Below are 1,088 nucleotides of genomic sequence, written 5' to 3'. Positions count from 1 at the left end.
GTAGCTCCCATCCAGAGTTTAATTGTGCCAAAGGGGTGCTCAACAGTTTGCTTGCGATGAAGCATCAATTCAGGTTCATTCTTTAGCTTTTGAAGCATTTCTTCTGTCAGAATCTCATGCACCCACCGCCTTATTCGCCTAGGGTCTTTTTTAGAGTTAGTGCACTGACTTCTTATTTTACAATCTCGACAAGCAATGTGATTGAAGTAAACATCAAGGTATTTACCTTGCTCAAATACCTGCATTCGATTTTGAAGTTCATTACCAGCGGGGCATAAGTAAATATCTTTATTTGCATCGTATTTGAAGAGTGAGCGGTTAAATATCCCTTTCTTTTCAGAGGACGATGTATCCGTCTTGGGCATGATTGGCTCTGCACCCAAATCGATAGTATCTTTTATATCGGGCTGACTGAAGTAACCTTTATCTGCTAATACCCTTATATCTTCCTTGCGCAATGCTTTTTGTGCGAGTTTTGTCATTGACGCAAGCTGGCCTCTATCTGGCACGTTGGTCACCTCATGCGCCACTATAAGGTGGTGCTTGGTATCAACCGCACTTTGCACGTTATAACTCACAACTCTTGTAAAACCTTGAGTTTTCATTAAACGTGAATCAGGATCAGTAGTGGATATTTGCTTGTCAGGATGAGCTTCAACTTGTTCTTTAATCTCGTGTAGTTTTTTTAACTGGCTGCGAAAGTCAGCTAGCCTATCTTTTGTGGCTTTAATTTTTGTGACGTTAGCTTGCTCTTTATCGGCTTCATCAAGTAATTCAAGGTAACGTTCAATATTCTTTTCGACTCGGTCGATGTGGAATTTAACTTTGCTTGGCGTAAAATTATTGCCTTTGTTGTTGCTAGCTTTAAACTTACTACCATCGATGGCAACAACTGGTTTCTCAAACATATTCAGACGACGGCAGACTTCAACAAACGTTTTGCACACATTTTTTATACCATCTCCGTTGTCTTTTCTAAAATCAGCAATCGTTTTAAAGTCGGGTGCCAACTTACCAAGTAGCCACATCAGTTCAATATTGCGTTGGCATTCGGTTTCTAATCGGCGGGATGATTGAATACGGTTGAG

The 1,088-nt window shown here is 40.5% G+C and carries 1 protein-coding gene; it reads right to left on the bottom strand.

Features of this window, described 5'->3' with window-relative positions; genetic code table 11:
- The coding region (locus tag PSI06_RS20980; protein WP_273604808.1) for an IS1182 family transposase at positions 1–1,088 on the bottom strand (1,088 nt) is incomplete at both ends.

Origin of the sequence: Pseudoalteromonas sp. GABNS16E (assembly GCF_028598715.1) — a bacterium.
Classification (GTDB): Bacteria; Pseudomonadota; Gammaproteobacteria; order Enterobacterales; family Alteromonadaceae; genus Pseudoalteromonas; species Pseudoalteromonas atlantica.
The sequence above is the reverse complement of the archived record's forward strand: the minus strand, read 5'-3'. Positions and strand labels throughout refer to the sequence as shown.